Origin of the sequence: Streptomyces sp. NPDC051214 (genome assembly GCF_040682375.1) — a bacterium.
GTDB lineage: Bacteria > Actinomycetota > Actinomycetes > Streptomycetales > Streptomycetaceae > Streptomyces.
In genome coordinates this window covers 111,071-135,989 of sequence record NZ_JBFBAT010000016.1, presented here as the reverse complement: position 1 = coordinate 135,989, position 24,919 = coordinate 111,071, and the positions used below count along the sequence as shown (strand labels likewise).

Below are 24,919 nucleotides of genomic sequence, written 5' to 3'. Positions count from 1 at the left end.
CGACAGCACGCCGTTCGCTCCCCACCCCGCAGAGTCAGGAGAGGCCCATGTCAGCGCACCACCCCGCACGACCACGTCTCCTCCGTCCCACCGCCCTCATCCCCCTGCTGCTCGCCCTCGTGGCGGCCCTGTTCGTCACGCAGTCCGGGACGCCGGCCGACGCCGCGACCGGCACCTTGCTGCGCGAGGGCACCGGTCTGTACCCACGCGCCGTAAGGCTCGCCCACAGCGGCGACGCCAACGGCCGCATCCTGGCCTCCGTGGTCACGTTCGACGCGAACAACGGACTCGGCGCCATCCACGAGAGCACGGACGGGGGCGCTTCGTTCCGTGAGGTCGGCACGGTGCGCGACCCCGAGGCCGCGGGCGGACAGGGGCTGTGCTGCTCGACGCTGTACGAACTCCCGCGGCGCATCGGCAAACTGCCCGCGGGGACCCTGCTGTGGGCGGCGTCGGTCGGGCAGGACGAGCCGAACCGGCGGATGGCCCTGCGGGTCTTCAAGAGCACGGACGTGGGCCGCAGTTGGAGCCACCTCTCCACGATCGCCACGGCGTCGAACGACAAGGGCCTGTGGGAGCCGGAGTTCTCCGTCGATGCCTCAGGTCAGCTCGTGGCGCACTACTCCGACGAGACCGACGCCGGACACAGTCAGAAACTGGTGGCCGCCCGCACCGCGAACGGCTTGACCTGGTCGGGCCACCACGACACCGTCGCCAGCACGCTCGCCTCAGACCGGCCCGGCATGGCCGTGGTGCGCAAGATGGGCGACGGGACCTACTTCATGTCGTTCGAGATCTGCGCGGCCGCGGGCCAGTTCCAGTGCGTCGTGCACTACCGGACCTCGTCCGACGGCTGGAACTGGGGCTCTCCCACCTACCTGGGCATCCGCCCGGAGACCGCCGACGGCAAGTACTTCAAGCACGCGCCGAACCTGGCGTGGGCGCCGGAGGCGGGCAACCCCAAGGGCAGGCTCTTCCTCGTCGGCCAGGTCATGTACAACCGCGACGGCAGCAAGGCGGCCGCAAGCGGACGCACCGTCTGGGTCAACAGCGCGGGCGGTGCGGGGAGGTGGCGGGAGATCCCGGCGCCGGTGGCCGTCGAGTCGACGACCGTCGACTACTGCCCCAACTACAGCTCGAGCCTGCTGCCGTCGGCCGACGGCAACAGGCTCCTGGAAATCGCGACGGACTGGTCCGGCTCGGTCTGCAAGCCGTACTTCGCCACCGGTGCGGTACCGGGCGCCTGAGCACGCAGGTGCCCCGCGGGTGCGCGATGACCACGTCGCACACGCGGGGCACCCGTCCGTCGTTACGGGGTGATGGCGTTGCCGCCGAAGGTCACGACGAGGCGCCCGTCCGCCGCGTAGGACCACTTGAGCGCCCCGGCGTACGCGGAGCAGCGCGACCCGTTCGAGCCGGACCAGAACTGGTTCGAGCTGTCGGTGTTGCCGACGATCTTGTCGTTCGTCCCGCTGCTACTGCGGCAGGACGTGTTGTTCCGGAACACCGAAGTGCCCCCGTCGAACGAGTAGTTGCGTTCGTCGTTGTCGATGCTGACGTTGTCCGACACCGCCATCGACCCGAGGTTCCTGTTGTACGTGAACCCGTGCTTGCCGTTGTCGTAGGCGATGTTGCGCCGGATGACGTGGTTGACCTTGATGTCCTCGCCGCCGAGCTTGTAGCCGTTGCGGTCGCCGTTTCCGGCCTGGGAGCCGTCGCTCAGGGTGCCGTTGTTGTGGGCCAGCGAGTCCTCGATGGTCACCGCGCCGATGGGTCCGGTGTCCGACTTGGTGTAGAGGTCCCAGCCGTCGTCGATGTTGTTGTGGGCCACGGCGTAGCGGAAGACGTTCCCGGGTCCCGACGTGAGCTTCGCGGCGAAGCCGTCGGCGTCCTCCCCGTCGGAGTCGGCGTTGTCGTGTGACTCCGCGCTCAGAACGAGGTTGTTGGACGGCCACTGGCTGCTGGGGGTGCTGGAGAGCATGCGGGAGAGCTGCAGCCCGGTGTCACGGTTGTAGCGGGTCACCGTGCGCTCGAAGATGTTGTTGCTGCCGCCGACGAAGATGCCGTTGTCACCGGCCCGCTCGACGACGATGCCCTTGACGTGCCAGTACGACCCGTTGACCGCGAGGCCGCGGTTCGCCGGGTCCTCGCTCTGGGCCGAGAAGTTCAGGACCGGTGTCTCACCCGGGTAGGCGGACAGCTCGGTGCGGTCGCTCGCGGTGCCGTTGTTGCCCTGCGGGATGGTGACCGTCTGCGAGTGTCTGTAGGTCCCGCCGCGCAGGTAGATGGTCCCGCCGGGGGTGATGCGGCCGATGGCGGAGGTGAGCGTGGTGGGATCGGCCTGCGTGCCGCTCGCGCCGTCGGTTCCGTTCGGCGCCACGTACAGCGCGGAGGCCGAGGGCGGGGGCGTGGTGTCGTCGCCCGCGTCGGCGTCGAGGTGGTCGATGTTGGGCAGCCCCGCGGAGGAGGTGGGGTTGAGCCGGACGGTGTTGGCGCCGGCCTTCACCGGCACGGTGAACGCCTTCGTCGCCCACGTCCCCCACGTGCCGGTGCTCTCGAACGACGCCGAGGCGGCGGCCGATCCGTTCACCGTGATGTCCGCGGGCCGTGCCGCGGTTGTTCCGTTGGCGAAGCGGACCTTGAGTGTCGCGGTGCCGGCGGCGGGTGCGTTCACGGTGAACTGCACGTAGGCGCCTGTCGCGTTGGTGGCGTTGCAGAAGCCGCTGCCGGAGTAGCCGGACCAGTCGGAGTCGACGCTGCCGGTGCAGACCGCGGGGGAGTCCTCGGCCTCGTAGAGGACGGGCGCGGCCTGTGCGGTGTGGCCGGACAGAGCCACGAGCGTGCCGGCGAGTAAGCCGACGCACGCGGTGAGGGGTCTTGTTCGCATCGAGGGTCTCCAGGTTGATTGGCTCGTCTGACCGGATCAAGTGAGGATGCGGCGGTTCGGCATGATGAATCAGCCGGACGACCGGCCCTTGCATCTGCTGGGGGAAAGCGCTTTCGTGGAAGCTATTGCCGTGCCGCGAACGCGTCAATGGTCATGTACATGATTCTTAGTCATGGACGAGAACAAGTGGAGATCGCGCCGCGGGCGCGCGGCTCCCCGCCGGTCGATGTGCAGCCACACGGGGGAGCCCGCCGCGAGCCTTCGCTGCGCGGGACCCGGCAACCGCTACCGAGAGATCATGACCTACGACCCACTCGACGAGATGTTCCGGCGCATCGATCTGACGCAGGCCATGGAAGAGCGGTTCGGCATCAGCCGGGACTGGCCGCTGCGGCTGCGTGCCGCGCACGCCCAGCTCGAGCAACTACGCAGGCTGCTCGGCGACGCGGACTACGAGACGTTCACGGACAGCGCCGTCGAAGCCGTGCGACGGCGCGCGGAAGGCCAGGGCCCGAAGGACCTCCACAGCCACTACCTCGGTCGGGAGCTCCACGAGCGGGAACAGACCCTCGGCGAGGACGCCGCGCACGTCGCGTGGGGCATCGCCTGCGGGCTCACCGTCCTGCTCGACGACGAGTTGTACGAGGAGGTCATCACGACCGCGGCGGCGGCGTGCCGGACGGGCGTCACCACCCTGTCCGGAACCGGCGCCTGACCGGTGCGGTGCCCTCGTCGGCCGAACGAACGGGGGCACCGCACGGGGCCGGCCGGGATTGCGCACCGCCAGCCCCTTCGGGGGATCACCACACGTTCGCCTGATGATCGGTCGCGGCTTGGCCGGACAATGGACGTATGACCAAGCCCGCACCCGCCACGAACGCAGAGCAGTTCCCCGCCTCCGCCCGAGACCCCCGGCCCGGCGCCTGCCACTGTCCGTGCGACGCGCACCCCGAGTTCCCCGGGACATGCGGGGGTCAGGCCGAGCCAGGCTTCACCGGCGTTCTCAACTCGCCCACCGGCGAACCCCGGCACGTACCGATGTGCCGCAACTGCCACGACATCCGCATGGGCCTGGCCCCCCAACGTGACTCCTCCCTGGCCGCCGTCACCGACACGTGCACCTGTCACTGCCAGGCCAACCACCCCGACCGCCCCGGCATCTGCGAAGCGGCGTCGGAGAACGGGGTACTGATCGACGGCAAGCCAGCCTGCCCCGCGTGCGAGGACGCCGACCGCGGTTGAGAGCGCCGGGCGCGGTCAGGGCCTTCCGACCTGATCTGGCCCACGACGTCGGTGCTGACCTCGAGGCCGAGCTTGCCGACGTAGAACTCAAGGGCTTCGTCCTGGTCGGGTACGCAAGCAGATGTGGAGGGAGGGAGCACTCGGGGTGAGTGCTCCCTCCCTCCACCGTCAGTTGCCCGCGAACGGGGCGCCCTGAGGGGTGTCAGTGGCGCGGACCCTGCTTCCGGTCACGCCAGTTCTCGCCCTTCGCGCCGCGCTCGCCCTTGGCGTCGTCGAACTCGATCTGCTCCTTGCGGACCGTGTCGGAGACCTCCTGGGTCTCGGTGACCTTCTCGGTCTCCAGGCGGACCCGCTCGACCGGCACGGACTCCTTGCTGACCACCGCCTTCTCGGCGTGCAGGGTCACCTCGGTCTGCTCTTCACCGATGTTGGCCCGCGTGCGGTCACCCTCGCGGATGGGCTCGCGTACGACGCGCACCTCCTCGTGGGAGATGGGGACGGAGGTCTTCACGTCTTCGCTGACGACCACCTTGCGCAGTCGGGCGTGCCCGACCTCCTGCTCTTCCGTCCCGACGCGAAGCCGCTCCTCCGAGCGGATCATCTCGTCGTGCTTGCTGTCGTCGCCCATGCCGGAGCGTGTGGCGAACTCACGTGCGCCCGCGTTGCGTCCCTCGCCGGCGCCCATGCCGGCACCCGCGCCGGCTCCGGCCATGCCCGCGGCACCGGCACGGCCACCGGCCGCCGGGGCGGAGCGGGGCGTTCCGGTGGGCCGGGTGAGCCCGTAGTGGGTGTAGAGCTCCTGCTCCTCGCCCGGCTCGAGGTGCTGGTCGGCGTCCACGCGCGGAGCGTCCTTGACGGACTCCTTGGTGGCCGTCACGTGCAGCTCGTCCTGCTGGCGGCGGGCTCCGGCGAGCGGCACGAAGCTCTGCTTCATGCCGAAGAGACCGGTCTTGACGGTCACCCACTCGGGACGCCCAGTTCGGTCGTCGAGATACACCTGCTCGACGCTGCCGATCTTCTCGCCGGTACGGTCGTAGGCCGTAAGGCCCGCGAGCCCGTCGGCGCTGGTGAAGGCCTCGCCCTGAGTCATGGGTGATCACTCCCTCGCAGCGCGCGACGGGCAGAATCGAATCTCGCCACGGACGCCGCACGCGTCCCCTCCATCCCGCTCCGGACCGGTGGGTGACGCAACCAGGAGAGTCACTGAGCGTGTGCGGAGAGCTCGATCGAGGCCCTTGAACGGGCTGTTTGGGGCGATCGAGGCGATTTGGCCCACTGCTCCCCGCGCTAGCCCATTCGGGTGACCCCTCTGTGGGTACGTGGACTCGCTACGGCAGGGCCGCCCGTACCAGGACCTGCTCCGTCTCGGAGGGGAAGAAGTTCGTGATGCCCTGCATCAGGCGCAGCGCCGTGCTCACGCGCCGGGGGAGGGGACGCGGCAGTCCCGCGGGGGTGGCGAGGGCTGCCACGCACGGGGGCTGGGTCCTGGCCCAGTCCAGTTCGTGCTGGGCGCGCTGATCCTCGCCGTTGCGGATGTGGACGAGCGCGCGCCGGACGCTGCCCGAAGCCTGCTCCGAGACGCTCAGGAGCGCGGTGATGCCGGACTCGGTCAGATGGGCCGACGCGATGCCGGGCGCGGCGCCTGCGAGAGAGTGCTCGCGGGCGGCCAGTCGGAGGTGGGTGCTTGCCTGGTCCAGGATTTTGACGATCGCGCACAACCGTCCCGTGTCGAACGAGGCCATGGGTTGACTCCTCTTCGATGTCGCGTGGGGGGACACGCACACGAGTAGTTCGTCCTTCAGGCGTATCACCGGTGCATGGCGTGGCCGAACCCCCGAGGGGGGAGCGCACGCGGCGCGCAGGGAAGAATGAACGCGGGCGCGGCGCCCCGGTTTTCCGCCCGGGGGCGCACAACGCGGCCCCGCCCCGGCCGCTTCCCGCCGGCCCCCGACCGGAACCGATCGTGCCCTGGTAGCGGGCCGGACGGGCGGCCTCAGGCCCGGGTCACCGTGGCCGGGGCGCGGGCCATCTCCACCGTGAACTGGGCTCCGGCCAGCAGCGCCAGATTGGACACCCAGAGCCACACCAGGAAGACGACCACTCCGGCCAGTGAGCCGTAGAGCTTGCCGTAGGTGCCGAACCCCGTGGCGTACAAGGTGAAGAGGCCCGAGGACAGGAGCCACAGGAGTGCGGCGAGCAGGCCGCCCGGCAGGCTGCGGCGCCACCCGCGCTCCGAGGGGGGCGCGTTGCGGAAGAGCACGAGGACGAGCAGGACCACCAGGCAGACCAGAGCGGGCCATTTCATGACGCTCCACGCGGTTTGTCCCGCGTCGCCGACCCCGATGCGCTGCCCGACCGCCTGGACCAGCGGACCGCTCACCACGAGCAGGAGCGCGCTGGCGGCCAGCAGCGCGAGCAGCGCCAGGGCGGTCATCAGGACCCGGTGCGCCTTGCGCCACACGGGCCGGGTGTCCTTCACGCCGTGCATCGCGTGCAGCGCCCGCCGGAAGACGGCCGCGTAACTGGAGGCGGACCACAGGGCGCTGACCCCACCACCGATCACCACCGTCACGGCGGCCGCGTGGGCGTCGGCCATCTCGGTGAGCGCCTCGTTCAGGGCGCTGCCCGACTGCGCGGGCGCCCAGTCGGTGACCTCGGCGATGAGCTCCTGCGTGGTGTCGGGGCTGACCAGACTGATCAGGCTGACCGTGACGAGGAGCGCGGGCAGCAGGGCGAGGATCGCGTAGTACGTCAGGGCCGCGGCCCAGTCCGAGACGTCGTCGTTCCACATCGCCACCGGGGTGCGCCGCAGCGCCTCACCCCGCCGCGCCCACGCCGAGGTGGCCCCGGCCGGCCCGGTGGGGGCGGCGAGCGCGCCCGATATGGGGGTGTGCCCCGCGCCTTCGGGCGCAGCGGAACTGTCCATGGGGCTACTCCTCGTTGTGTCCTGCGGGCGGCGCACTGCGCCGTCTTCCCGGTTCGACCCCTTGGACACGTGCTGCCCGGGTCCGTCACGCGGAAGCGGGCGGAAAGCAATCTTCCCCTTTCCGTCACCCGTGGCTCACGGCGGGTCCGCGGGTCCGGGCGCGCCGGGCCGTTAGCGGAGGTAGCCGTTCGGTGACATCGCGGACAGGGCTGTGACGTGGGCGGGGGCAACGAGCACGGGGTGTCGCGGGTCGTATGGGGTGTGAGGGCAGGCAAGCTGACCCTCTCGAAACGGGGAGTTGACGATGATGGGTGTTCGCATGAACCGAGGACTGTGTGCGCTGGGTGCCGCGGTGGCCGTGGCGGGTGTGGTGGCCGGCACGAGTCCGGCGGCCGCCGCCGGCTCGCCCCGGTTTCTGGCTCCGGCCGAACTGCCGCCGCACGCGTCGTCGGCGTGGACCGCGGGGCCGGTGACGGCGGGGCAGCCCGACCCGCTGCCGATGTGTGTGGGGGAGGCCCTGCCGTCGATCTCCGTGCACCGCGCCTTCCGCACGGAGTACGACACCGGTGCCCTCCAGGTGACGGTGGTCGAGCGCAGCGAGCAGCGCGCCAAGGACTTCGCGGCCCTGCTGCGCAAGAACCTCCAGGACTGCTCGGCGAAGGTGATGAAGGAGAACCCCGATGTCACGGCGACCCAGAAGTACTACGGAAAGCTGAACATCGAGGAGGGCGCCCACGTCTACGGCGTCCACACCGAGGCCACGACGGGCTCCTCCGACATCAACATGTTCTCGGTCGGCCGTGACGGCAACACGGTGACGGTCGTCCAGTGGGGACAGATGGGCAATTTCGCCCACGCGCAGGTGGGCGACTTCAAGACCACGACCATCAAGGCCGTCGCGAAGCTCTACTGACCGAGCGAGGGCGCCTCGGCGCCACCGGAAGATGCCGTCCATCAGCTCCACCGATGGGCGGCATCGCCATGCAACAGGGTTGCTGCGCAAGGCGGTTGAGGGCGGATGAGGGCGAGGGTCGCGGCCGCCACCGGAGAAGGTCCGCGGGTGCTTTTCGCCCGGGTTGGGACCCCCTACTTCCAGCCAGACTAAGGTTAGGCTAACCTGCACGCCGTGAGATCAGGTGAACGCGCAGGTAGCGCCACACGTCCGCGCGGTCACGAATTGTCCGCCGAGCACATGACCGTGTCGTACGACGGCGTCGATGTCGTGCACGACGCCGCCCTCCAGCTCAGGCCCGGCGAAGTGACCGCGCTCGTCGGCCCGAACGGGAGCGGCAAGTCGACACTGCTGCGCAGCGTCGCCCGTCTGCAGGACGCCCGGCTCGGCACGCTGACCCTCGACTCCGGCACGACCGAGGCCGCCGACGGCTTCGACCTCACCGCGCGCCAGTTCGCCCGGCGCGTCGCGCTCCTGACCCAAGGACGTCCCACGCCCGGCGGTCTGACCGTCCGTGACGTCGTGGAGTTCGGCCGCTACCCCTACCGGGGGCGCTGGGGTCAGGCCGACGCCGGGGGCGCGGCCGTGGTGGAGCGCGTGCTCACCATGACCGGCGTCGAAGGCCTCGCCGAGCGCGCCGTCGACCAGCTCTCCGGCGGACAGCTGCAGCGGGTCTGGCTCGCCAGCTGTCTCGCCCAGGAGACCGGCGTGCTCCTCCTCGACGAGCCGACCACCTACCTCGACCTGCGCTACCAGATCGAACTCCTCGACCTCATGCGTGACCTCGCGGACGACGGCGGCATCGCCGTCGGCGTCGTCCTGCACGACCTCGACCAGGCGGCAGCCGTCGCCGACCGGATCGCCCTGCTCGACGCCGGGCGCATCGTCGCCGACGGCGCCCCCGAGGACGTCCTGCGTCCCGAGCGCCTCACCGAGACGTACGGCATCCGCATCGAGGTCGACACAGACCCCCTCACCGGCCGGCTGCGCACCCGCGCGATAGGCCGCCACCACAGCAGAAGTGAAAGGCTCCACTCCTCATGAGACGCCCCCTCATCGCCGCGGCGGCCGCCGGCGCCGTAGCCCTCGTCCTGTCCGGCTGCGGTACCTCCGAGCCCGCCAAGACCAGCTCGGGCAAGAAGGCCGAACCGATCACCGTCACCGACGCCAACGGCGCCGAGGTGAAGCTCGACGGACCGGCCAAGAAGGTCGTCGGCACCGAGTGGAACGTCGTCGAGTCCATGGTCACGCTCGGCGTGGACCCGGTCGGCGTCGCCGACGTCAAGGGCTACAAGGCGTGGGACTCCGCCGTTCCGCTCAAGAACGACCCCAAGGACATCGGCACCCGCGGTGAGCCGAGCATGGACACGCTCGCCGGCCTCACCCCGGACCTCATCGTCACCACGACCGACATGTCGGCCTCCGCGGTGAAGCAGATGAAGAAGGTCGGCCCCGTCCTCCAGGTCAAGGCCGCCGACGGCGCCGACCAGGTCGGCCAGATGATGGACACGCTCGACGTCATCGCCAAGGCCACCGGCACGACCGCCGAGGCCAAGAAGGCCAAGGAGTCGTACGAGGCGAAGGTCGCCGAAGGCAAGAAGGCGCTGAAGGAGGCCAAGCTCGACGGCTCGAAGATCGCCATGGCCGACGGCTACGCCGCCTCCAACCAGGTCTCCCTGCGCGGCTACACCAGCAACTCCCTGCTCGGCGCCGTCAACGAGGACCTGGGCCTGAAGAACGCCTGGAAGATCAAGGGCGACAAGGACTACGGGCTGGCCACCACCGACGTCGAGGGCCTCACCGCCCTCGACGACGACGTGAAGTTCGTCTACATCGGCAACAAGGGCGACGACAGCTCCGACGTGTTCACCGACGAACTCGCCGACAACTCCGTCTGGAAGTCCCTGCCGTTCGTCAAGGACGACGAGGTCCACCGTTTGCCCGACGGCATCTGGATGTTCGGCGGCCCCCAGGCGATGGAGGCGTACATCGACGCCCTCATCGACAGCCTGAAGAAGTAGGAGACCGTGGCCGTCACCGCAACACCCTCAGCCACACCCGAGCGCGCCCTCACGTCGTCTTCGACGGGCGCGGTCGCGGTGACGGCCGGTCTGGTTCTTCTGGTCGCCGCTCTCGCGGTCGTCGACATCACGCAAGGCACCGCGTCCGTCGGCCCCGGCGAGGTGTGGAAGGCCTTCACCGGCCAGGCCGATCAGGGCGACTCCTCCGTCGTCATCGCCTCACGCATGCCGCGCATGGTCGCCGGGATCCTCATCGGCGTCGCGCTCGGCGCGGCGGGCGCCACCCTGCAGGCCGTCACCCGCAATGTGCTCGCCGCACCGGACACCCTCGCCGTCAACACCGGTGCCTACCTCGCGGTGACCATCCTGGTCGCCAGCGGGGCCACGGCCCCACTGCTCGCCTCATCGGGAGTGGCGTTCCTCGGCGGTCTCGCGGCGGCCGCCGTCGTCCTCGCGGTGTCGGGACGGGGCGCCGGAACCGTACGCCTTGTCCTGGCCGGCAGCGCGCTCGCCCTCGGACTCAACGCCATCACCGAGGCGTTGCTCCTGCTCTTCCCCGAACGGACCGAGGGCCTCTACCAGTGGGGCCAGGGAAGCATCAGCCAGAACGGCTTCGACGGCGTCGTCCAGATGGGGCCCGTCATCGTGGCCGCACTCGCCGGCCTCCTGCTGATCGCCCGCCGCATCGACGCCCTGGCCCTCGGCGACGACGCCGCGCACGGACTCGGTGTCCCGGTCCGCGGAACGCGCGTCACGTCCGTCGTCCTCGCGTCGTTGCTCGCTGCCGCGACGGTGACGCTCGCGGGGCCGATCGCCTTCGTGGGACTGTGTGCCCCGGCCCTCGTGCGGCCGCTGGCCGGCCGTTTCCGCGCCCTGGTACGCCACCGCGTCCGCATCCCGGTCGCGGGTCTCGTGGGCGCCGCCCTCGTGCTCGGTTCGGACGTGCTCCTGCGCACGGTGACGTCCGCCCAGACCGCAGTCACCGTGCCCACGGGCGTCATCACGAGCGTCGTCGGCGCCGTGTTCCTCGTCGTCATGGCGATGCGCACCCGCGACGGCGCCAACGCCACCGCGCCCGACCGGCTGCGCATCCCGAGCCGCAGGGCCTACGTCATCACCGTGACACTGCTGGCCGCCACGCTGGTCGGCGTCACGATCGCCGCGGTGCTCGTCGGCGACAGCACGTTCCTGCTCGGCGACGTCGTCAACTGGGTCCGAGGCCAGTCGGGTCAGGCCATCACCTTCGTCCTCGACACCCGCGTGCCACGCGTGTACGCCGCGCTCCTCGCGGGCGCCGCGCTCGCGCTGTCCGGCACACTCGTGCAGTCGGTGACCCGCAATCCGCTCGCGGAACCCGGCACCCTCGGCGTGTCCGGAGGGGCGGGACTCGGCGCCATCCTCCTCGTCACCTCGGCACCGGGCGCCGGATCGTGGGGCATCGCGGGCGCCGCGTTCGCCGGCGCCGTGGTCAGCTCCCTGATCGTCTTCGGGCTCGCGGCGAGGGGCGGCTTCCGGAACAGCAGGCTCGTCCTCGTCGGCATGGGCGTGTCCTCGGGCTCCCTGGCGCTGATCAGCCTGGTCATCGTGCTCACCGACCGGTTCAGCGCGACCAAGGCCCTGATCTGGCTCTCGGGCTCCACCTACGGACGCACCGCCACCGACGTCCTGCCGGTCGCGGCCGTGCTCGTGGCCGCGACGGTCGTGGCGCTCTCGCGCCGCAAGGAACTCGACCTGGTGTCGCTCGACGAGGACACCCCGCGGCTGCTGGGCCTGAATCTGGCCCGTGGACGCCTCGGCTTCCTCGTCCTGAGCGTGTTGCTCAGCGCCACCGCGGTGGCCGCGGCCGGCACGATCGGCTTCGTGGGACTCGTGGCGCCGCACGCGGCCCGTGCGCTGGTGGGCAGGCGGCATCTGCGGGTGGTCCCGGTGGCGATGATGCTGGGCGCGACGCTCGTCTGCCTCGCGGACCTGCTGGGCCGCACCGTGATCGCCCCGGCGCAACTGGGCGCGGGACTCATGACAGCGGCCGTCGGCACGCCGTACTTCGTGTACTTGCTGGTGCGCAGCCGCCGATGACGGACAGCGGCCCCGCCGCGACGGGGGGACGCGGCGGGGCCTAGAAGGCGGGTGCCCCGGAAAACGGGTGTCACGCATCCGGATTCCGCCGCGTTCGCCGACGATCAGCCGCCCAGCTCGTTGAAGCGCACGATCTCCTCGATCGTCTTCTGAAGTTCCAGCTCGTCCGGGTCGGAGACGATCGCGTGCCCCACCTTGCCGTACGGCCCGGGCAGCGTGTGGGGCGACGAGGAGTACGCGAGGTCGTCGAAGGAGAAGCGGCGTTCGAAGTCCTCCCGCGTCAGCCTCCCGCCCGCAGGCCTGCGCAGAAGTATGTAGCCGTGCAGGCGCTCCGGCGGTACGTGCTCCAGGGGCTGGGTGAGCTCCTCCCCGAGCGCCAGGCTGATCTCGGCGTCGAACAGGTCCACACCGAAGGTCAGTTGATTGATCTGCGGGGACAGCGCGCCGGGGAGGCGGATGGCGCACTCGCCGAAGGTCAGCCCCGCTTCTTCCACGAAGGCCTCGAGGTGGAAGACACAGTCGGGTGCGCCGAGGCCTGCGAGCACCTCACCGGTGAGCGTCTCCATGCGTGCGAAGAGGCCCGGATCGCGTCTCCTGTCCAGCAAGTGCGCGGCCAGGACGCCGCCATGCGCCGCGCTGAGCGGCGACAGGTGGTAGCGGGTCATGGACGACCATCGAAGCGAGCCGTTCTGCCAGATGCCGTCCATGTAGACCTCGGGGGCATCGACGAAGGACTCGGCGACGACCTCGACATCCGACCGGCCGGAGAACACCTCCAGTGCTCGCGCGTACTCCTCCGCGGAACGGACGATGTTCGTGCGCAGGGATCCCGCTCCGGTCGCCGGCTTGACGACGAAGACCTCGCCCAGATCACCGGCGAGCTCCGCGAAGGACGTGTCGTGTGACGCGTACCTGCAGCGGGCGCGCCGCACATGTGGAGGCAGCCGGCTCTTCTGCAGGAACTTGTCCCGGAAGCAGAGCGTGGACGTCGAGTCCGCGTTCCCGGGAAGGCCGAGTTCCTTGCGCAGGTAGGCCGCCCCGAAGACACCCATCTCGTGGACGGTGAGAACACCCGCCACATCATCGATGCGCGCGGCGAGGACGGCGCGCGCTATCTCCTGGGCGTTCTCCATGTCGGCGACGAGCGTGCATCTTCGGTCCGCGGGCGGAATCGACGGTGCCTGCGCGAGGTAATAGGGGCTCAGGCCCCGGCGTCGCAGCGCCTGGTCGAGATCCGGTCTGTATCCGATGACAACCATGGTCGGCATTTACGTCTCCATGCGTGAGGGCCCGGATGTGCGTCACACGTCTCGCGGTCTGTCGCTGTGATCGAGGTCAACTCGCGGGCATCGTCGCATGGTTGCCCGATTCTCCCAATGGGCCACCGCGGGGATCACCGCGACGGCCAGCGTGCCCGCGGCCACCGCCAGGAGCGGATAACCGCCGCCCGCCACGACCAGGCCCGAGGCCATGCCGCCCGTCGCGCCCGCCAGGGACATGCCCACGTCGGCCAGTCCCTGCACCGCGGCACGCCTGTCGGCGGGGGCGGCGTCCGTGATCAGGGCGGTGCCGCTGACCAGCGCGAGGTTCCAGCCCAGGCCGAGCAGGACCAGGGCGCAGGACAGCAGCGGCACGCTGTCCGGCGGGGCGAGGCCGGCGAGCACGCCCGCGCTCAGCAGGACGGCCCCGGAGGCGGCCGCCACGGGCAGCCGTCCGACCCGGTCGGCGAGCAGACCGCTGAGCGGTGAGGGCAGGAACATCGCGCCCACGTGCAGCGCGATGACGAACCCCGCGGCCTGCGTGCTGTGGCCGTGCCCGGTCATGTGCGGGGGCGTCATCGTCATCACGGCGATCATCACCAGCTGGGCCGTGATCATCACGGTGGCGCCGGTGACGACGCCGGGGGAGAAGCGCTCCCGCTCCTTTGGCTCCCTTGCAGCGACCGGGGCGCCGTGCGCCGACCGGTGGCGGGCCAGGTGCAAGGGATCGGGGCGCAGCCACACCAGCAGCACGAGTCCCGCCGCCGCGTACGCGCATGCCGCAAGGAGGAAGGGACCGGCCAGCCGCGGAATGCCGTAAGCCTGCGCGAGTGCGCCGGTCGGGCCGACGAGGTTGGGTCCCGCGACCGCGCCCAGCGTCGTCGCCAGGAGCACCGTGCCGGTGGCGCGGCCCCGCCGCTCGGGCTGGGCGAGGTCGGCGCCCGCGTACCGGGCGAGCAGACCGGTGGCCGTGCCCGCGCCGTACACGAAGAGCGAGAACAGCAGCAGCCCCGCCCACTCGCCCGCGGCGGCCGCCACCACTCCGATGCTGCCCAGCGCGGCGATGGCGTGACCGAGCGCCAGACCGGGGCGTCGGCCCAGGCGCTGCGAGACACGCCCGATCACCGCCGCTCCCAGAGCGGCGCCCGCAGTGAACAAGGCGACCGGAAGCCCCGCCAGGCCGGTGGAGCCGAGCAGATCCTCGGCGAGCAGCGCGCCGACGGTGATGCCGGCCGCCATGCCCGCGCCGCCCAGTGCCTGCGAGAGGACGAGTACGGCCAACAGGCGCCGCAGCACGCGGGGCGAGGCCTCGTCGCCGGTCCGCGTCACGGTGGCGGTCATGCCGTTCCCCGCACCGGCGTTCCCCCTTCCGGGGCGGTCGTCACGGTGTGCTGAGGGGGTGACGGCCGGAGGCGGGCGCCTGTTCGCCGGCGTCGAGGTCCGCGATCTGCGCCAGGGACAGCTCCAGCTCTTCGTGCAGGAACCGTACGACCGTCCAGTGCGGCAGCGCGGCCTCGTCGAAAGGCCCGAACGCGGCGGTGTAGAGGGGGATCCACCGCAGGGCCTCCTCGGCGGCCGTCTCGCGCCCCGGGTCCGCCTGGTAGGCGTCGTACGAGATGCTGCGATGGTCGATGAAGTGGCCGCCGGGCAGCCGCTGTTCGCACAGCTGCCGGTACTCGCGGGTCTGCAGGATGAGGTAGTGCCAGATCTCGTCGATGTCCTGCTCGACGGGCAGGAAGAGGCCGCCGAGCCGGTCGGGATGGCGCGAGACCAGGTAGAGATACCGCAGACACTCGCGCACCTGGTGGGTGACGACGGAGGCGGCCGGAGCGCCGGGCTTCGCGGCGAAGTGCGCCACCACCTCCTCGTGCAGAACGCTGCCGAGCAACTCACGGGCGGTGGGGGCTGCTTCGGTGCCGGTAGGGGATGAAGAGGGTACGGCGGCAGGTGGGTGCATGGCGTGGTCCTGTCGGCGGTGGCGCTGCGGGCGGGCGGGCGTGAGGGAGCAGGAGAGTCAGGCGGGGTCGGGCGTGGCCAGCCAGGCGTACTTGCCCGAGCGGCCGATCGGTACGTGGGTGCGGTGCTCGACGTGACAGGTGCGGCCGGTCAGAGCACTGACGGAGGCCGCCAACTCGCTCTCCTCGCCGGGAGTCAGGGGCTTGCCGTCGAACGTGGTGCACCACAGCCGGCACCGGTCCTCGCCGATCAGCCGCAGTTGGTGCAGGAAGACACGGGGGCAGACCGCCGCGATGCGGGTGTCCAGATCGGCCTGGGCGACAAGGCCGTGGGGCGAGGGCAGGAGTTCCTTCTCGCGGCCGCAGAAGGAGACGATCTGCCGGGGGTCGGTGCCGCCGTCGCGGGTGCGGACGCAGTCACCGGACCGGTAGCGCACCAGCGGCATGTAGGGGTTGCGGACGCTGGTGACGATGAGGCTGTGGATGCCGCTGCCCTCCTCCACCGGGATCAACTCCACGCTCATGTCGTGCAGATAGGGCTGATAGCGGCCCTCGGCATCGCTGTAGAAGAGGTAACCGAGTTCCGTGCTTCCGAAGAGGTCGACCACGGGGCAGTCGAAGTGGGCGCGCAGGTAGGCGCGGACGTTCAACGGCGTGTACTCGTAGGCATGGACGATGCCGCTCGGCTGCGGAAAGCCGTCCCACAGGTCCCAGTCGGTCACTTTGCGGACCAGATGCGCCAGGTGGTAGCCGGAGCAGTCCAGGAGGTACGAACCGTCGGGGTGCGCGGCGCTGACCTCACGGATCTCGGCGAGCATCGCCTCGACCTCCGGACGCTTCCAACCGGCCGGGTCGAGCCGCTGGTTGAGGTACAGGGTGCGGTCGTCGAGCCAGCGTTCGCCCGAAGTCGCTCCCGGCTTGCGGGCGTTGACGCGCGCGACGTGCTCGGTGGCGAGGACGGTGGTCAGCGACACCCGCCGGGCGCCGGTGTGCCAGGAGGCGCCGAGGTCGGGGTGCTCGCTCCACAGACGGTAGTAGGAGCGGAGCAGGAAGTACGGCGGCCGGATGATCTGCATGCGGGCGTGGTTGGTCCCGGTGGAGAGCACGAACTCGGCCTCGCCGGTCTCCAGGGCTCGGGCCAGCTCAGGAGTCATCCAGTTGTCGGGGAAACCCCGGGCGATGTCCGGCTTCTCCAGGACGGGGAAGTCACCGCGCTCGGCGTGCGCGCGGTAGAGGGGGATGTCGCGTACGCGGTCCAGGACGTCGGCGCTCGGCAGGCGGTTCACGGCGGCTCCGGTGCAGGTGGGCGTGCGGGTGGGGGAGCGTGGTGCGGGGCCGCCGCCGAGAAGGGTGCGGCGGCGGCCCCGCGGCCTCAGTGGCTCAGGAGATACAGCCGCTCTTGCCGGTGGCGCTGATGCAGCCGCTCTTGGGCGCCGAGCTGATGCAGCCGTCCTTGGAGCCCTGCCCGGAGCCTGCCTGGGCGGAGTTGGCGGCGACCCACTTCTGCCACACGGACTCCTCGGTCATGCGCTTGATGAGCTGCTCCATGGTGAAACCTCCATGTGTGGTGGCTATTTGGCGGTAGCTGACGAATCGATGGGTTTATGAGCCTTCGCCCCATCCCCTTGAACGTAAAGAGATGGTCAAGGGAGTGTCAATGGGGGTGGCTGGATGGCGTAACGGCATGCCGGGACCGGCTGTTGAGCGGTGGTGGGCACGCCGACGGGCCCACCGGCCCGCACCGTCTGCCGCCGGGGCGGGCGGCAGACGGCGTTCAGGGGTGGGCGTCCGGCGTCAGTGCCGGCGGACTCCCGGCATCAAAGGCGCGTGCGGGCCCGTGCGTCGGAGCTCTCGGCCCCGGCATCGGCCACCGCATCGGTCCCGGAAGAGGCCACCGGGGGCGTCTTCATGCGGACCGCCTCCGTGCCGCTGTCGTTGTGCCGCATCGCCCAGTTCTCCAGCGTCGTACGGCAGGCGTGGTCCAGATGCCGTACGGCCGTCAGGTCCAGCTCGATGGGCTGGTCCTTGGGCAGGGCCTCCAGCGTCTCCAGGATGCGCGGCAGCCGCAGGAACGTGGCGTTGCCGGTGAGGGTGACAACCAACCGGCCGCCGGTCAACTCCCGTACGTCCAGGTTGACATGCGAGGTGTCCCAGGCGGACTTGACCACCGCGAGCACCAGGCCGAGCACCACGCCCTCGAACATGTTGGTCACCACGATGGCGATGGCCGTGGTGGCAAGGACCAGGGCTTCGCCCCGGTGGGCACGGGCGAGCGGGACGATCTCCTTGACGGGTATCAGCTTGAAGCCTGCGTGGACCAGGACGCCGGCGAGCGCCGCCAGCGGGATGATGCCGAGCGCGGCCGGGAACAGGACGGCGAACAGCAGCAGCCACGCACCGTGCAGGATGCGGGAGAGCGGAGTGCGTGCGCCTGCCTCGACGTTGGCGGAGCTGCGGACGATGACGGCCGTCATCGGCAGCGCGCCGAGGACGCCGCACGTGGCGTTGCCGATGCCCTGGGCGACGAGCTCCTTGTCGTACTGCGTGCGGGGCCCGTCGTGCATGCGGTCGACGGCCGCGGCGCTGAACAGCGATTCGGCCGACGCGATGAGGGTGAACGCGAGGACCGTGCCGAGCACGGCCACGCTGCCCAGGGCCGCCAGGTCACCGAGCCCCGGCGGCTGAATGGCGTCGACCAGGCCGCGTACGGTCACGTTGGCGACGTCCAGACGCAGTCCGGCGGCCACGGCCGTGGCCAGGGCGACGGCGGCCAGCGGGGCGGGCACCACGCGTACAGCGGCGGGCAGCTTCGGCCAGAGCATGAGCACGGCGATGGTGCCGATGCCCAGGGCCGCGGCGGTGAGTGCTGCGGTGTCGCCGAGCACGTCGACGAGCAGTCCGGGCAGGCCGGCGATCTTGTCGATGCCGGAGCGTGGCTGTTCGGCCCCGGCCATGGTGTAGAGCTGGCCGAGGATCAGCACGAGTCCGATGCCTGCCAGCATGCCCTGCACGACGGACACGGAGATGGCGCGGAACCACCGGCCGCAGCGCAGCAGGCCGAGGATGATCTGCAGGGCGCCGGTGAGGAGCACGATGGCGCCGAGCATGCCGAGCCCGAACTCCTGGACCGCCTCGAAGACGAGCACGGTCAGTCCGGCGGCGGGCCCGCTCACCTGCAGGGCACTGCCCGGCAGGAAGCCGACGACCAGGCCGCCGACGATGCCGGTGACCAGGCCCAGTTCGGCGGGCACTCCGGAGGCGACGGCCACGCCGACGCACAGCGGCAGGGCGACGAGGAAGACGACGAGCGAGGCGAGGAAGTCCTTGCGCCGGACGCCGGGTTCACGTAGCGGGCTGAAGGAGGAGCGGAGGGAGGAGAGGGGAGAGAGGGAGGAACGAGAAAAGGACATGAGGGTGGGGGGTCCTGTCGTGGGAGCGGGCCGGATGGTGGGGCGTGGCGGCTCTCACAAGGGACCGAATGCCGGCCGGTCGTCGAACGACTGGCCGTGCGCGGTGACGGCGCCGGTGTGTACTTCGTAGTACCAGGCGTGCAGGTTCAGTGAGCCGTCGGCGAGGCGCTCGCTCACGCAGGGGTAGGCGCGCAGCCTCTGGACCTGGGCGAGCACGTGGGTCTGCACGGCTTCGGCCACGTCGGCGGCGGCCCGGGAGGCCTCGTCGAGGGAGCGCAGGGCGGCGTCGGGGGCGACGGAGTGGTTGAGCCAGTCGCGTACCGCGGGTACGGCCGACAGGTCCTCGTCCCGCACCAGGGCGCCTACCGCGCCGCAGTGCGAGTGTCCGCAGACGACGATGTCGCGGACTCCGAGCACGCAGACCGCGTACTCGATCGTGGCGGCCTCGCTCAGGGGGTGGTTGTCCCGGCCGGCGCCGTTGCCGGAGGGGTAGAGCGGTACGACGTTGCCCGCCGTACGGAGTTCGAAGAGTTCGCCGGGGCGTGCGCCGGTGATCAGGGACGGTACGACGCGTGAGTCGGAGCACGTGACGAACAGGACTTCGGGCGACTGCCCGGTGCCGAGGGCCTCGAAGGCCGCGGCGTTCTGAGGGGCCGCGACGTGTGTCGTGGCGAAGGAACGGGCGTTGTCGATCAGGGACTTCATGCTGGCCTGCCTCCTGCGTCGCTGCGGCGGAGCCGGGACGCGGTGTGGTCGGGTCGATGGTGACAGTGAGGCGGCGCGGACCGCTGAAGAACAGCGGGCACCACGTCGCCCCGGTAACAGCCTGTACGGCAGCTGTGTCTCTCACTTTGCCATCGCATTAACCTCGGATGACAGAGCAAAATTCTGCCAAAGATTGAGTAATAAGCGCCCCTGAGCTGCGAGTTAGTCGAAACCTCAACCGTTGGTCAAGGATTCACGTGGAGATCATGTGGAGCCCGTGCGCTGGTTCCGTTCACGTTCCGTTGCAGGCGCTACGTGGGGGAACTATCCGGACGGTGTCCTACGTACGAGGCCCTCAAGTCATCCTCGGACGTGGATGGCCACTACGCGTACCGGTGTCGCTGCTGTTGCTAGGGATGGCGTACACGAGCTCGAGACCAGCGCGCTCGCAGCCGGCGCGGGCAGAAGCAGGAGGCGAGAAGACTTTGGGTTCCGACGACGACCAGCAGTTGAACCGGTTCAGCGAACGCGCCCGAGGTGGATCACGGCGACGCGGACCTGGTGCTCGCTGATCTCGTACATCACGCGGTAGATTCCGACGTGAATGCGCAGCACGTCAGTGCCGCCGAAGGCGCCGTCGGGGCGAGGGTCTACGGCGAGATGGTCGACGGCGGCAAAAACCTGACGCACCCCGGTGGGGTCATCCTTGGCGAACTGCTCAGCCTGGGCGAGGGCCTCGGGCTCCCAGATGACCTCGTAGCTCACGCCTCAGCTCCGCCGAAAACACGGCGGAATGCTTCCTCATGCGGGATGCCGGCACTTTCACCCCGGGCCTGCCGGGCGCGGTACGCAGCAAGTGCCCGCATTTCCCGCAGTTCCAGGGCGTCGGCGGGGCTGACCAAAATTGCGATGGTTTGTCCGTGATCGGTGATGGCGACCGGCTCACGAGTGGCGCTGACCTCGCGTGCGATGGCGCCCAGGCGGGCACGTGCTTCCACAATGGAATAAGTGGTCTCGGTCATGCACACCAGTTTAAGGAAGTGTGCACATTCGCACCATCGAATGGATGAAGCTGTATGGCACCCCTGCTGCCGAGCCCGTTCTTGCTGAGGGGTGAGCCGCCCGAGGACCGAACCGGCCTGGCGGCGCCCACTGTCGCGCACGCGGTGGAGCTCGGCTAGGCGGTGAAAGCGCCAGGCGGACTTCGGCGCCCTCGGGCCGTGGCTGCGCGTGCAGGCGGGGATGTAGGGAGGGGCGACGCTTTTTCGCCGCCCGTCATGACCCCGGCTCCGCCAGCACGCGTGGCACTCTGGCGTCATGGTCGTTCTAGTGCGTCCCGCCTCGGTCTTCGAGGATGTTCGTGCCGTGGTGGGGCCCAAGTCGCCCGGCGCCAATGTGTGCTGGTGTCTGAGCTATCGCGTTCCGTCCAAGCTCAACAACGCGCTGCGCGGGCCGGAGCGGGGGGAGTACGTCGCCGGGTTGTGCCGGGCGGAGCCCTCGCCGGGAGTGCTCGCGTACCACGGGGACGAACCCGTGGGGTGGGCTGCCGTGGCGCCGCGCTCCGAGACGTCCTTCGCGCGCAGTCGAAAGATCCCCCACGTCGACGAACTGCCGGTCTGGTCCCTGTGGTGCATTCGGGTCCGTCCGGGCCATCGCAAGCAGGGGATCTCGCACGCCCTCATCGCCGGCGCCGTCGACTTCGCCCGCTCCCACGGCGCACCGGCGATCGAGGCGTACCCACTCGACAACGGTGAGGCCAAGGTCGACCTGACGATGGCGTACGCGGGGCTCCGCAAGAACTTCGAGCGTGCCGGGTTCACCCACGCCGCCGACACCACCTCCGTGCTGGCCGGTCACCCCCGCGTACTGATGCGGCTCGACCTGCGCTGAGGCCGGCAACCATCACCGGCTGCGGCGGGGAGGGGCAGTTGAGTGCCCGGACCGCCCCGCCGGTCAGCCGTGCGGGACGCGGTCACCTCGCCGTGTCGGTGTCCTCGTCGATGACGTGCACCGCGGCCTCCTCGGCGGACGCCGCCCCGCCGTCGACGCCCATGTCCTCGCCGATCATGTCCTGCTCGGCGTCGTCCTCCGCGTCCACGCTGGCCCCGTCGTCCGGGGCGAAGAGGCGTCCGGCGCGGGCGTCTCCCACCTCCGCGTCCTCGACCGGCTCGCCGTCGGTGTCGGTGGTGTCACCGATGCCGTCGTCCTCCTCGGCGGGGTCGGGAACCTGCAGCGCGGGATCGGGCCGCTCCTCGGAGAGGCGCTCGTCCAGGCTCTCGCCCTCCTGCTGCTCCTGAGCGGTGGTACCCGTGTGGCCCACCCCGAGAGGCCGCTCGGGCGGCGACCAGCCCTCGTCGTAGGGATCCGCCGCCCGATCGCTGAGCGTGTCCTCCGCGTCGAGGATGCCCTCGTCCTCGCGGACCTCGGCCTCGTCCGTGTCGGGCTGGTAGACCTCGTCGCCCATGACCTCGTCGTTTCCCACGGTGCTCGTCCTCCTTCATGCGCGACTGTCGCTGGTGTTCTGCCGTGTATCCACCCTGATCCAGAACACACGTTCCGGCACGCGGGAGAACAGCGGGGTGAGCGGCAGGTCAGCGCGCTTCCGGTGGACGCCACTCAAGGAGCAACAGCGTCGCGTCGTCGCGCAACTGGTTGTCCTGCCGGTCGAGGATGGAGTGGATGAGCTGACGCAGTGCCTCGGGCGCCGGTTCCCCCGCCGCGGTCGCGCGGATGATGCTGTCCGTGAACCGCTCCAGGCCGAACTGGGACCCGCCACCGACCCGCAGCTCGGTGACGCCGTCGGTGTACATCAGCACCCGGTCGCCCGGCTCGAGCGCCTGCTCGTGGACCTCCCACTCCACGCCGGCCAGTTGAGCGGGCGTCCCCATGGGCGGCTGTGACGGCCGCTCGAGCGCCCGGTCGAGCACACGGTGGTCCCGGATCAGCAGGGGCGGCGGGTGGCCGCAGTTGCACCAGCGCAGGATGCCGTGGGCCAGGTCGACCTGGGCGAGGATCCCCGTGCAGAACTGCTCGGGCAGCCACTCGGCAAGGGCGTGCTGAACGGTGTCGACGAGCTGGGGCAGTTCGACGCCCGCGCGCCGGGCGTTGCGGCAGCCCGCCATGGCCACGGCGGTCGTCAGGCCCGAGGCGAGGTTGTGGCCCATGGCGTCCAGGATCGCCACGTGCAGGGTCGACGGGGTCAGCGAGTGATCGAAGGCGTCGCCGCCGATCTCGTACGCCGGCTCGAGGACGGCCGTCGAGATCACATGGGAGTTGCCGATGGTCCTCGGCGGCAGGAAGGCGCGGAGCATCTCGGCGGGAAGCTGCATGGTCTCGGACCGGGTCCGGCGCGCGAAGCTGTCGCTCGACGCCCGCTTCGAGGTGATCGTCATGGCCAGGACGGAAGCCAGCATGCGGCAGCGGCGCAGCAGCGCGACATCGAGCGCCGAGGCCGTGGCGCCGATCACGCCGAGGCGCTCGGCGCCGTCGATCAGCGGCAGCCAGGCGACGATCCTGCCGTGGGCGAGTTCCTCGACGCGCAGCGCGTGCGCCCGGTAGGCCGAACCGGCGACAGAGGCGTCCACGCCGAGCGTGGGCGGCCCGTCGGCCAGCGGCACCAGGTCCCGCTGCTGGATGTCCACGAGGTAGATGTCGATCCGGTCGAGCCCGACGGCGTCGGCGAAGCGCCGCGCCAGGGCGGGGAGCTCCATGGGCGCCGCCGCATGGGCCGAGGCGAGCAACTGCTCGAACAGCTGCTCCCCGGGGCCTGGCTGACGGGGGCCTGGATTCCCTGAGCCGGGGGCTCCGGGGCCGGGGCTTCCCGGCCCGGGACTTCCGGCATCCGGGTCCCCGGGTCCGGGCTCCCTGGAATGGCTCGCCATGTGTGATCACCGCCTCACCAGCAGTCTCACATCGGCCCGCTGATCCCGCCCGGCCTCGGGCGTGCGGGGCGCCCATCTCGCCTACACCCGCCAATTTTCCGGCCTTCCCGGGCTTTTGCCGGTGTCCCGGGGAGGCCGTCTCAGCGGTCGACCCCGGTCCGCGGAGGCCCGCAGGCGCAGCGTAAGGTCGCGGACCGGCCGCATGCGGCCGATCTGAACCCATACCGCCACCCGAGCAAGGAGCCGCTGGTCATGCCAGCCCATGACGCCGCTGAGGCGCCGATCTACGAAACCCTCGTCCAGGAGCACGGCGACGTCCTCGCGACAGCCCGCAAGGCCGCCGAGGAGACCCAGCAGAGAGCCGAGGCCGTCCTTGACTTCCGGGGGCCGGTCACGGTCGTACCCGACGAGCAGTCCGCCGAGCCCGCGGCGTAGGCGTCGCTCCGGGGCGGGCAGGGCCCCGGGTCTTCACATGCCCCGCCGCCCTTTGTGGGCGACGCTGGAAGCACACGTATGCCGTCGTGGTCCCTGACGGCCGGAGGTGCTGATGGATCCCGTCGAGGCGCTGGAACGGATCGCCTTCCTGCTGGAGCGCGGCCGTGCCCCGACCTACCGGGTGCGGGCCTTTCGCACCGCGGCCGCCGTGGTGGGCGGTCTTGCCGACGGCGAGGCCGTGCGGCGCGTCGCCGACGGATCCCTCGAGTCGCTCAAGGGGATCGGCCCCAAGACCGCCGGTGTGATCAGCGAGGCGCTGGGCGGCGACGTGCCGGGGTACCTGCAGCGGCTCGAAGGTGAGGCGGAGGCCCCGCTCACCGGGGGTGGCGCCGAGCTGCGGGCCCTCCTGCGCGGTGACTGTCACCTGCACTCCGACTGGTCCGACGGCGGCAGCCCGATCGAGGAGATGGGCCGTGCGGCCCAGGAGATCGGCCATGAGTGGGCCGTGCTCACCGACCACTCGCCACGGCTGACCATCGCGCGCGGTCTCTCGCCGGAGCGGCTGCGCGAGCAGCTTGCGGTGGTGGCGGACCTGAACGAGCGCTGGGCGCCCTTCCGGCTGCTCACGGGCATCGAGTGCGACATCTTGGACGACGGGTCGCTCGACCAGGAGCCGGAGCTGCTCGACCGCCTCGACGTGGTGGTCGTCTCCGTGCACTCCAAGCTGCGGATGGACGCCGCCGCGATGACGCGGCGCATGGTCGCCGCCGTCAGCAACCCCCGGGCCGACGTGCTCGGTCACTGCACCGGCCGCCTGGTCACCGGGCGCGGCAGACCGGAGTCCCAGTTCGACGCGGACGAGGTGTTCGCCGCGTGCGCGGCCGCGGGCACGGCGGTGGAGATCAACAGCCGCCCGGAACGGCTCGACCCGCCGCGCAGGCTGCTGCGCCGGGCCGTGGACGCCGGAGCGCTGTTCGCGGTGGACACCGACGCACACGCGCCCGGCCAGCTGGACTGGCAGGTGATCGGCTGCGAACGGGCCGAGGAGTGCGGGGTGCCCGCCGAACGCGTGGTGACGACCTGGACGGCGGAGAAACTGCTGACCTGGACGAGGGAGAAGCGGTCGGCGGCCTGAGCGGGGCGTGCCTCCCCGGGGGCCTTGGAGGCTGA

General features: G+C 70.7%; 26 protein-coding genes. 10 read left to right on the top strand and 16 right to left on the bottom strand.

The window, feature by feature from the left end; translation table 11 throughout:
- Nucleotides 1–47 precede the first annotated feature (47 nt).
- Nucleotides 48–1,247, top strand: a complete 1,200-nt coding sequence (locus AB0M70_RS34740; RefSeq protein ID WP_365826498.1) for a sialidase family protein — start codon at nucleotides 48–50, stop codon at nucleotides 1,245–1,247.
- Nucleotides 1,248–1,309: 62 nt separating this feature from the next.
- Here the strand turns inward: AB0M70_RS34740 and AB0M70_RS34735 are convergent, their stop codons facing one another.
- Nucleotides 1,310–2,887 (bottom strand): carbohydrate-binding protein, encoded by a 1,578-nt coding sequence (locus AB0M70_RS34735; RefSeq protein WP_365826496.1) that lies wholly within the window; start codon nucleotides 2,885–2,887, stop codon nucleotides 1,310–1,312.
- Nucleotides 2,888–3,185: 298 nt separating this feature from the next.
- On the opposite strand from AB0M70_RS34735, the gene AB0M70_RS34730 reads away from it, so the two are divergent.
- Nucleotides 3,186–3,602 carry a hypothetical protein gene (locus AB0M70_RS34730; RefSeq protein WP_365826494.1) on the top strand — a complete coding sequence of 139 codons (417 nt, stop codon included), beginning with the start codon at nucleotides 3,186–3,188 and terminating at the stop codon, nucleotides 3,600–3,602.
- 137 nt (nucleotides 3,603–3,739) lie between these two features.
- Nucleotides 3,740–4,129: a hypothetical protein gene (locus AB0M70_RS34725; RefSeq protein ID WP_365826656.1), complete on the top strand. Its 390-nt coding sequence runs from the start codon at nucleotides 3,740–3,742 to the stop codon at nucleotides 4,127–4,129.
- On the opposite strand, the gene AB0M70_RS34720 is transcribed toward AB0M70_RS34725, so the two are convergent.
- The 4 genes from AB0M70_RS34720 to AB0M70_RS34705 form a co-directional block, all read right to left on the bottom strand.
- Nucleotides 4,012–4,269 carry a VOC family protein gene (locus AB0M70_RS34720; RefSeq protein WP_365826492.1) on the bottom strand — a complete coding sequence of 86 codons (258 nt, stop codon included), beginning with the start codon at nucleotides 4,267–4,269 and terminating at the stop codon, nucleotides 4,012–4,014. The genes AB0M70_RS34725 and AB0M70_RS34720 overlap by 118 nt on opposite strands.
- A 62-nt stretch (nucleotides 4,270–4,331) precedes the next feature.
- On the bottom strand, nucleotides 4,332–5,219 hold the full coding sequence (locus tag AB0M70_RS34715) for a PRC and DUF2382 domain-containing protein (protein ID WP_365826490.1): 888 nt from the start codon (nucleotides 5,217–5,219) through the stop codon (nucleotides 4,332–4,334).
- 238 nt (nucleotides 5,220–5,457) lie between these two features.
- Nucleotides 5,458–5,871, bottom strand: coding sequence for a hypothetical protein (locus tag AB0M70_RS34710; protein WP_365826488.1), 414 nt, complete (start codon nucleotides 5,869–5,871; stop codon nucleotides 5,458–5,460).
- Between the two features lie 251 nt (nucleotides 5,872–6,122).
- The gene (locus AB0M70_RS34705; protein ID WP_365826486.1) at nucleotides 6,123–7,055 is read right to left on the bottom strand and encodes a YihY/virulence factor BrkB family protein; all 933 of its coding nucleotides are present in this window, start codon (nucleotides 7,053–7,055) and stop codon (nucleotides 6,123–6,125) included.
- 319 nt (nucleotides 7,056–7,374) lie between these two features.
- Between AB0M70_RS34705 and AB0M70_RS34700 the strand changes: the two genes are divergently transcribed.
- From AB0M70_RS34700 to AB0M70_RS34685, 4 genes are all read left to right on the top strand, one after another.
- Nucleotides 7,375–7,968, top strand: coding sequence for a hypothetical protein (locus tag AB0M70_RS34700; RefSeq protein WP_365826484.1), 594 nt, complete (start codon nucleotides 7,375–7,377; stop codon nucleotides 7,966–7,968).
- A gap of 213 nt (nucleotides 7,969–8,181) precedes the next feature.
- Nucleotides 8,182–9,051: an ABC transporter ATP-binding protein gene (locus AB0M70_RS34695; RefSeq protein ID WP_365826482.1), complete on the top strand. Its 870-nt coding sequence runs from the start codon at nucleotides 8,182–8,184 to the stop codon at nucleotides 9,049–9,051.
- Nucleotides 9,048–10,028: an iron-siderophore ABC transporter substrate-binding protein gene (locus AB0M70_RS34690; protein ID WP_365826480.1), complete on the top strand. Its 981-nt coding sequence runs from the start codon at nucleotides 9,048–9,050 to the stop codon at nucleotides 10,026–10,028. The genes AB0M70_RS34695 and AB0M70_RS34690 overlap by 4 nt, the downstream gene beginning before the upstream one ends.
- Before the next feature lie 6 nt (nucleotides 10,029–10,034).
- Nucleotides 10,035–12,104, top strand: coding sequence for an iron ABC transporter permease (locus AB0M70_RS34685; protein WP_365826478.1), 2,070 nt, complete (start codon nucleotides 10,035–10,037; stop codon nucleotides 12,102–12,104).
- Nucleotides 12,105–12,208: 104 nt separating this feature from the next.
- On the opposite strand, the gene AB0M70_RS34680 is transcribed toward AB0M70_RS34685, so the two are convergent.
- The 9 genes from AB0M70_RS34680 to AB0M70_RS34640 form a co-directional block, all read right to left on the bottom strand.
- On the bottom strand, nucleotides 12,209–13,372 hold the full coding sequence (locus tag AB0M70_RS34680) for an ATP-grasp domain-containing protein (RefSeq protein WP_365826476.1): 1,164 nt from the start codon (nucleotides 13,370–13,372) through the stop codon (nucleotides 12,209–12,211).
- Between the two features lie 33 nt (nucleotides 13,373–13,405).
- The gene (locus tag AB0M70_RS34675; protein ID WP_365826474.1) at nucleotides 13,406–14,704 is read right to left on the bottom strand and encodes an MFS transporter; all 1,299 of its coding nucleotides are present in this window, start codon (nucleotides 14,702–14,704) and stop codon (nucleotides 13,406–13,408) included.
- Nucleotides 14,705–14,744: 40 nt separating this feature from the next.
- Nucleotides 14,745–15,320: a hypothetical protein gene (locus AB0M70_RS34670; protein ID WP_365826472.1), complete on the bottom strand. Its 576-nt coding sequence runs from the start codon at nucleotides 15,318–15,320 to the stop codon at nucleotides 14,745–14,747.
- Nucleotides 15,321–15,377: 57 nt separating this feature from the next.
- A complete protein-coding gene (locus tag AB0M70_RS34665) occupies nucleotides 15,378–16,604 on the bottom strand; it encodes a hypothetical protein (RefSeq protein WP_365826470.1) in 1,227 nt (408 codons plus the stop codon).
- A 94-nt stretch (nucleotides 16,605–16,698) separates the two neighbouring features.
- Nucleotides 16,699–16,866, bottom strand: a complete 168-nt coding sequence (locus AB0M70_RS34660) for a hypothetical protein (protein ID WP_363206838.1) — start codon at nucleotides 16,864–16,866, stop codon at nucleotides 16,699–16,701.
- 269 nt (nucleotides 16,867–17,135) lie between these two features.
- Nucleotides 17,136–18,728, bottom strand: a complete 1,593-nt coding sequence (locus tag AB0M70_RS34655; protein WP_365826467.1) for a SulP family inorganic anion transporter — start codon at nucleotides 18,726–18,728, stop codon at nucleotides 17,136–17,138.
- Nucleotides 18,729–18,782: 54 nt separating this feature from the next.
- Nucleotides 18,783–19,433: a carbonic anhydrase gene (locus tag AB0M70_RS34650; RefSeq protein WP_365826465.1), complete on the bottom strand. Its 651-nt coding sequence runs from the start codon at nucleotides 19,431–19,433 to the stop codon at nucleotides 18,783–18,785.
- Nucleotides 19,434–19,952: 519 nt separating this feature from the next.
- Entirely contained in the window at nucleotides 19,953–20,198 is a 246-nt protein-coding gene (locus AB0M70_RS34645; protein ID WP_365826463.1) for a type II toxin-antitoxin system RelE/ParE family toxin, read from the bottom strand.
- Nucleotides 20,195–20,455 (bottom strand): type II toxin-antitoxin system Phd/YefM family antitoxin, encoded by a 261-nt coding sequence (locus AB0M70_RS34640; RefSeq protein ID WP_365826461.1) that lies wholly within the window; start codon nucleotides 20,453–20,455, stop codon nucleotides 20,195–20,197. Before AB0M70_RS34640 ends, AB0M70_RS34645 begins: the two co-directional genes overlap by 4 nt.
- Before the next feature lie 295 nt (nucleotides 20,456–20,750).
- Here AB0M70_RS34640 and AB0M70_RS34635 point away from each other — a divergent pair, with 295 nt between their 5' ends.
- Nucleotides 20,751–21,323 (top strand): GNAT family N-acetyltransferase, encoded by a 573-nt coding sequence (locus tag AB0M70_RS34635; protein ID WP_365826459.1) that lies wholly within the window; start codon nucleotides 20,751–20,753, stop codon nucleotides 21,321–21,323.
- Nucleotides 21,324–21,405: 82 nt separating this feature from the next.
- Here AB0M70_RS34635 and AB0M70_RS34630 read toward each other — a convergent pair whose 3' ends face one another.
- Both AB0M70_RS34630 and AB0M70_RS34625 read right to left on the bottom strand, forming a co-directional pair.
- On the bottom strand, nucleotides 21,406–21,897 hold the full coding sequence (locus tag AB0M70_RS34630) for a DUF5709 domain-containing protein (protein ID WP_365826645.1): 492 nt from the start codon (nucleotides 21,895–21,897) through the stop codon (nucleotides 21,406–21,408).
- A gap of 127 nt (nucleotides 21,898–22,024) precedes the next feature.
- Nucleotides 22,025–23,143, bottom strand: coding sequence for a PP2C family protein-serine/threonine phosphatase (locus AB0M70_RS34625; protein WP_365826457.1), 1,119 nt, complete (start codon nucleotides 23,141–23,143; stop codon nucleotides 22,025–22,027).
- Between the two features lie 423 nt (nucleotides 23,144–23,566).
- Between AB0M70_RS34625 and AB0M70_RS34620 the strand changes: the two genes are divergently transcribed.
- Together AB0M70_RS34620 and AB0M70_RS34615 are read left to right on the top strand one after the other, a co-directional pair.
- Nucleotides 23,567–23,749 (top strand): hypothetical protein, encoded by a 183-nt coding sequence (locus AB0M70_RS34620; RefSeq protein WP_365826455.1) that lies wholly within the window; start codon nucleotides 23,567–23,569, stop codon nucleotides 23,747–23,749.
- A gap of 112 nt (nucleotides 23,750–23,861) precedes the next feature.
- Nucleotides 23,862–24,884 carry a PHP domain-containing protein gene (locus AB0M70_RS34615; RefSeq protein WP_365826452.1) on the top strand — a complete coding sequence of 341 codons (1,023 nt, stop codon included), beginning with the start codon at nucleotides 23,862–23,864 and terminating at the stop codon, nucleotides 24,882–24,884.
- Nucleotides 24,885–24,919 lie beyond the last annotated feature (35 nt).

Coding starts and splice junctions, on each gene's coding strand:
- AB0M70_RS34740 (WP_365826498.1), top strand. CDS start 48: ATGTCAGCGCACCACCCCGCACGACCACGTCTCCTCCGTCCCACCGCC.
- AB0M70_RS34735 (WP_365826496.1), bottom strand. CDS start 2,887: ATGCGAACAAGACCCCTCACCGCGTGCGTCGGCTTACTCGCCGGCACG.
- AB0M70_RS34730 (WP_365826494.1), top strand. CDS start 3,186: ATGACCTACGACCCACTCGACGAGATGTTCCGGCGCATCGATCTGACG.
- AB0M70_RS34725 (WP_365826656.1), top strand. CDS start 3,740: ATGACCAAGCCCGCACCCGCCACGAACGCAGAGCAGTTCCCCGCCTCC.
- AB0M70_RS34715 (WP_365826490.1), bottom strand. CDS start 5,219: ATGACTCAGGGCGAGGCCTTCACCAGCGCCGACGGGCTCGCGGGCCTT.
- AB0M70_RS34710 (WP_365826488.1), bottom strand. CDS start 5,871: ATGGCCTCGTTCGACACGGGACGGTTGTGCGCGATCGTCAAAATCCTG.
- AB0M70_RS34705 (WP_365826486.1), bottom strand. CDS start 7,055: ATGGACAGTTCCGCTGCGCCCGAAGGCGCGGGGCACACCCCCATATCG.
- AB0M70_RS34700 (WP_365826484.1), top strand. CDS start 7,375: ATGAACCGAGGACTGTGTGCGCTGGGTGCCGCGGTGGCCGTGGCGGGT.
- AB0M70_RS34690 (WP_365826480.1), top strand. CDS start 9,048: ATGAGACGCCCCCTCATCGCCGCGGCGGCCGCCGGCGCCGTAGCCCTC.
- AB0M70_RS34680 (WP_365826476.1), bottom strand. CDS start 13,372: ATGCCGACCATGGTTGTCATCGGATACAGACCGGATCTCGACCAGGCG.
- AB0M70_RS34675 (WP_365826474.1), bottom strand. CDS start 14,704: ATGACCGCCACCGTGACGCGGACCGGCGACGAGGCCTCGCCCCGCGTG.
- AB0M70_RS34670 (WP_365826472.1), bottom strand. CDS start 15,320: ATGCACCCACCTGCCGCCGTACCCTCTTCATCCCCTACCGGCACCGAA.
- AB0M70_RS34660 (WP_363206838.1), bottom strand. CDS start 16,866: ATGGAGCAGCTCATCAAGCGCATGACCGAGGAGTCCGTGTGGCAGAAG.
- AB0M70_RS34655 (WP_365826467.1), bottom strand. CDS start 18,728: ATGTCCTTTTCTCGTTCCTCCCTCTCTCCCCTCTCCTCCCTCCGCTCC.
- AB0M70_RS34650 (WP_365826465.1), bottom strand. CDS start 19,433: ATGAAGTCCCTGATCGACAACGCCCGTTCCTTCGCCACGACACACGTC.
- AB0M70_RS34640 (WP_365826461.1), bottom strand. CDS start 20,455: ATGACCGAGACCACTTATTCCATTGTGGAAGCACGTGCCCGCCTGGGC.
- AB0M70_RS34635 (WP_365826459.1), top strand. CDS start 20,751: ATGGTCGTTCTAGTGCGTCCCGCCTCGGTCTTCGAGGATGTTCGTGCC.
- AB0M70_RS34630 (WP_365826645.1), bottom strand. CDS start 21,897: ATGGGCGACGAGGTCTACCAGCCCGACACGGACGAGGCCGAGGTCCGC.
- AB0M70_RS34625 (WP_365826457.1), bottom strand. CDS start 23,143: ATGGAGCTCCCCGCCCTGGCGCGGCGCTTCGCCGACGCCGTCGGGCTC.
- AB0M70_RS34620 (WP_365826455.1), top strand. CDS start 23,567: ATGCCAGCCCATGACGCCGCTGAGGCGCCGATCTACGAAACCCTCGTC.
- AB0M70_RS34615 (WP_365826452.1), top strand. CDS start 23,862: ATGGATCCCGTCGAGGCGCTGGAACGGATCGCCTTCCTGCTGGAGCGC.